Origin of the sequence: Microcystis sp. M165S2 (assembly GCF_020245885.1) — a bacterium.
In the GTDB taxonomy this organism is placed as follows: Bacteria; Cyanobacteriota; Cyanobacteriia; order Cyanobacteriales; family Microcystaceae; genus Microcystis.
In genome coordinates this window covers 1-4733 of record NZ_JADBTZ010000105.1, presented here as the reverse complement: position 1 = coordinate 4733, position 4733 = coordinate 1, and the positions used below count along the sequence as shown (strand labels likewise).

General features: G+C 37.4%; 5 protein-coding genes. All 5 read right to left on the bottom strand.

The window, feature by feature from the left end; all coding sequences use genetic code 11:
- Window positions 1–504, bottom strand: a 504-nt coding sequence (locus tag IM479_RS05635; protein ID WP_287685253.1) for a Uma2 family endonuclease, incomplete at its 3' end; no start/stop codon positions are given.
- A gap of 46 nt (window positions 505–550) precedes the next feature.
- Window positions 551–1795 carry an ATP-binding protein gene (locus IM479_RS05630; protein ID WP_287685252.1) on the bottom strand — a complete coding sequence of 415 codons (1245 nt, stop codon included), beginning with the start codon at window positions 1793–1795 and terminating at the stop codon, window positions 551–553.
- A gap of 24 nt (window positions 1796–1819) precedes the next feature.
- Entirely contained in the window at window positions 1820–1978 is a 159-nt protein-coding gene (locus tag IM479_RS05625) for a hypothetical protein (RefSeq protein ID WP_287685251.1), read from the bottom strand.
- Window positions 1979–2031: 53 nt separating this feature from the next.
- Window positions 2032–3354, bottom strand: coding sequence for a serine/threonine protein kinase (locus IM479_RS05620; protein ID WP_287685250.1), 1323 nt, complete (start codon window positions 3352–3354; stop codon window positions 2032–2034).
- Window positions 3355–3409: 55 nt separating this feature from the next.
- The gene (locus IM479_RS05615; protein WP_287685249.1) at window positions 3410–4303 is read right to left on the bottom strand and encodes an aspartoacylase; all 894 of its coding nucleotides are present in this window, start codon (window positions 4301–4303) and stop codon (window positions 3410–3412) included.
- Window positions 4304–4733: the final 430 nt, after the last annotated feature.

The window sequence follows — 4733 nt, the reverse complement described above, 5'->3', positions numbered from 1 at the left end:
TCCCCTAGCTGGGATGTATTCTTGCAGTAACCAATGATTTTCTGATGTTTTGCTATAGGATTCTATTAGTATCTCCCCTTGACTGACGAGAAGATATTGGTTTAATTGGGGTATAGAACGATAATAACGAAATTTATCACCCCGATCATAACTAGAGGTGGAAGGGGATAAAACTTCGATAATTACACAGGGATTTAAGATTTCATCGTTGCGATTATCACTAAATAATGGTTCCCCAGCAATGATCATTAAATCTGGGTATAAACCGCGATTATATTGGGGTATCCATAGACGTAGATCGCTAGATTGAAGACGACAATTAGTTCCTCTTAAAGCTAATTTTAGCAAAACAATCAGATTAATGAGAATACTATTATGATTGATGCTTCCCCCTGTCATCTCGATAATTTCTCCGTCTTGATATTCGTGTTTAGTTTCCGCTCTAGTTTCTAGGTTGCGATATTCTTCTAAGCTGAGGATTTTGGGAGGAGATGAAGTCAACATTTTTCTAGATTAGATATTCTTTTATTTAATCATAACACAATTAATGCTACTTATTTAATGCTAATTCCCCTTGCAGAAAATCAATAAATTGTCTAGCAGTTCTTCCCGATCGCCCATTATGTTGGGTTGCCCATTGTTTGGCACGAAATTCTAAGTCTTCTAAGCTAATTTTTAATTTAGCTAAACCTGCTAAATGACGCACTATTTTTAAATATTTTTCTTGATTAGCAGGTTCAAAAGTTAGGGTTAAACCAAAGCGATCACTAAAGGATAATTTTTCTTGTACTGTGTCCCAATTATGCACTTCATCCCCATCTTTTGGTCGGGGTCGATCGGCAAAAAACTCTCTGACTAAATGTCGGCGATTAGAAGTGGCATAAACTACGACATTTTTCGGTCTAGCGGTGATGCTTCCCTCTAAAACAACTTTTAAAGCTTTAAAAGCTTCATCGTCTTCTTCAAAGGATAAATCATCGACAAAGATAATAAATTTTTGTGGCAAATCTCGCAGGATTTCAATAATTAATGGTAGGTCTTTTAATTGCGATTTTGCCACTTCAATTAAGCGCAATCCCTGGCTATGATATTTTTGCAATAATCCCTTGACTAAAGAGGATTTTCCTGAACCACGGCTGCCATAGAGTAAGACATTTAAAGCGGGATAACCTGCCAATAAAAACTCAGTGTTTTTAATCAAGGTTTCCTTAGGCATTTCATAACCGACTATTTCTTGAATCTGTACGGGATCGGGATGAGTAATTCCTTGTAATCTGCCTTCTTGCCACCTTAAAGCTTGATAACGGGCAAAAATTCCTGTACCACATTCGCGATAATAATCGGCTAAATCTTCGACTAATTCCGTCCAATCTGAACTGGAATGCAGGAAAGTTTCTAATTTATTGTCCACTTCCCAAGCGGGGAAAATTAGAAATTTAATTTGTTCAAAAACTGTCGAACTGCTTAGGCTATAAATGCTAGAGTTATAAAGAGATTGGAGGATAGATAAATCCTGTTTAACGCCATCAATTAAAGATTCGGGTAACTCCCAAACACTTTTTTTCTGTACCTGTTGACTAAAGGGATTATCATCTAATAAAATTTGTTCGACTAGAAAATCATTCCAACTGATATTTTTAGATGCTAAAGCTTGAAAACATTGACCATAAGCTTTGAGAAAATCGGCAACATTATCCGTAGATAATAGGGTAATAAATGCCTGGCCAATAGCATTATCAAAAACCCCTTGATACAAAACTAACAAGCTGACTTTTTTGTAAATTTCAGAGTTCATTTTTAATTCTCCATTAATAACTAACTAATCCGATTTAATAATTGCCGCCTTGTAGCCGAGGGAATGCCAATCAGTTATTATTCTATCAAGATAGGGTGATCTCTGCAACATTAAGGTTAAAAAGGGAAAATGCCTACCGACTAATTCCGGGGATTTCTTTAATTGATTCTCAGTTATCTTCATGGTGAGGTGCAAAGTTTTCGTTTTGGGGAGACGGTCGATGATACCCTGTCAGGTTACACATCATCTTGAGGAGAAACGCTATATTTGATAAAATTTAACCAATCTTGGATTTCCTGTCCTAACCAGAGACATTCATCCTCGCGGAGATTCTGACCGATAAGATAATAATTTTTAGCAGTCCGCAGACGAATCTGATAGTTACCTTCTGTGCCGTTGCTATGGAGAAAAATACCCCATAAATCTTGAGTTTTAAAAGCAAATTTTTTGTAGATAAAATTGAAGACTTTATATTTAATTAAAACTTCTTGAGGGGTAAGAATTAATTGCATCTCACGCAAACAAATAAAACCAATTAGAGCTATAATAAAGGTAAGAATTGGGGAGATAAAGATGCTGACAGTAAGGACAATCGCCAAAGACCAGAGAGTAGCTGCATCGGAAGGTAGCTTAATTTTTGGGGGTAAATTAATCTCTAAATTATCCCGGTGTTTAGCAATACGGATGGAACTGTGGGGAGGTTTTGGTAATTTCTTAGGATCGACTAAACTTGATGCTTGGCGATAGTAGGGATGTTGGAGAAATTTCAGAGCTTCTCTGGCACTTTTAAACCGCTTTTCTACCGCTATATCGGTTATAGTTTCTAACCAATCGCTTAAATCATCATCGATTGTCACCAGTTGGCGAAATTGAATTTTAGAGTTGCGGTGGGGCAATTCTATGGGGACAATTCCCGTCAATAAATGAATTAAAGTCATACCTAAGGCATATAAATCAGAACTGGGAACTGCCCGGCCCCAAAATTGTTCTAGGGGTGCATAACCACTTGTCCCCACCACAGTAAAAGTAACTCCTGTTACTGCACCGCGGGACTGGACTGCCCCAAAATCTACTAAATAAACGTTATTTTCTGAGTTAATAATTAAATTACTAGGTTTAATATCTCGATGTAATACTGAGGGCGATAATTCGTGCAAATAAATGAGAATTTCGAGAACTTCTTGGGCAATAGTCCGAATTACCGTAGCGGTGAAACGTTGCCCCCTTTCTAAGCGATCGCTTAGGGATTCTCCTGGTATATAATCTTGTACAAGCACAAACCAAGGAATCCCGTCACCTTGATTTTTATCGAGGGAAAAATAATCGCGATAGCGGGGAATACGGGGATGATGGAGAGAAGCTAAGACGGCTGCCTCCCGTTCAAATAATTTTAATTCTTCCCATTCCATCTGGGGACTAAAAGCGAGGAGTTTAATAATTACTGATTCTTGGGATAATACATCGATAGCTAACCAAGTTTGACGACCGATAGCGGTATTGCCTAGGCGTTGTTGCAGTTGGTAACGTTCAGCTAAAAGAGAATCAGAAGTAAAGGTCATAGTGGCTTTTCCCTTATTTAGACCGGTTTTTTGTCAGGAAAACTGCTGTCTGGTACTAATTAATATCGATTTGTTTTTTTGCTGTCCAACAAAGGGCGATTCCTTTTTCTTTATAGGAAGATTCTCCGACAAAGATAGGATATAATTCAGATTCCCCACGATAGATAATTTCCTGACCATCAAATCCTAGAAAAATCGGTTGATTGGGTTGAATTGCCTGATAATCTCGTTGGAGAATCTCAGGATGTAACATGGCTTTAATTTCACCCTGTTCATCCCTAGGATAATCGATCGAGCCTAAACGTTGGTAAACTATTAGGGATTCGCTGAAAGTATCGAGATGGGCTGCCAGATAATTTTCCTGTTCGATATAGTCTAGGATTTGATAGATAAGTGTTTCGGTTTGACGAAAAAGATAGGGACAGATGACACCATGGTCAATTGGACCGATTTCTAGGGTAAAAGCTAGGGGACAAATTCCTTTCAGAAAATGATTTTCTTCCTCGCTGACGGGATGATAAATTAAGCGCACCTCAGGATTAATTTTAGTCAGATAGGTAAAGAGTTTTAATAGCCAAGGATGGGGGTTAGAATAAATAATCGCCAGCATCATGTTAGATGTGGTGCTGTGAATATCTATTAATAAATCGATGGATTTTTCTCGGATGTCTTTGACTATTTTTTTAGCTCGTTTTTGTTCGTATTGCTGACAATCGGGATTAACTAAATCTTTTTGGTTAAAACAACGATTTAAATCCGTATCGATATATCTAACCCGTTGCTTTAGGGCTAAGGGATTAGCGATGAGACTGTAGGATTGAAAACTGCTGCGAGCAATAAGATTAGGTGAGTTTTGCAGATATTCAACCAAATAAGCGGGAGTTAGTTCATTGCCATGCACACCTGCAATTAAAGCCAGATTTTTAATAGTAGTTTTCTGCTCGATCATTTTTTATAAGTTTTGAGAAGTTGTAATTATTTATCTAGGTCAACATTGCCCTAGATAAATAACAATTATAAGTCTTAAAAAAGGGGAGTCAGGAGGGGCAGGTTGGGTGCGTCTCACATTTGCAGAAATACCAACAATCAGCAATTATCAGTGACTCTTAAATTGGTACAAAAATATGAACAATCGTCTGTAAGCATCTCACAGTTAAGCTAATGCGCGGGGGGTTTGGGGTAGGGTTGATTCATTTAAATTAAGTACAGCGGATTTTGAGTCAATAAATTTGACCGAAGATTCTCAAGTTTATCTTTTTCTAATCAAAAGAGTTAGTCACAATAACTAATCTTTAATCTTCTGCCAATATTTATTATGAATAAATTGATAAAGCTTGTTCCCACGCCACTAAAAGCCTATCTCTCTTCAAATTGTCTGA